At 66.2% G+C, this 207-nt stretch carries 1 protein-coding gene; it reads left to right on the top strand.

The features are described 5' to 3' along the window. Window positions 1-22: 22 nt before the first annotated feature. A partial coding sequence (locus IE95_RS19315) for a hypothetical protein (protein ID WP_157283456.1) occupies window positions 23-207 on the top strand: 185 nt, incomplete at its 3' end.

Raw genomic sequence — 207 nt, 5'->3', positions numbered from 1 at the left:
GGCGTCGGTGGAGTTTCGGCGGATGCCTGCGTCGATCTGTTTCACGCAGGACTTTCCTACGTCCTTGGGGCAGGTCGGTGCGTGTGCGTTGGGGGAGAGCGAGGGGGCGCTGGTCGTGGCGTGCGAGGCGGATCAGGTCGCGTTGGACCCGATCTTCAAGCAGACCTGGGTCAACAACCCGGACGGCACGATCAGCGGCCTGTCGCG

It is taken from the genome of Oerskovia turbata (assembly GCF_000718325.1).
Taxonomy (GTDB): Bacteria; Actinomycetota; Actinomycetes; order Actinomycetales; family Cellulomonadaceae; genus Oerskovia; species Oerskovia turbata.
The sequence above is the reverse complement of the archived record's forward strand: the minus strand, read 5'-3'. Positions and strand labels throughout refer to the sequence as shown.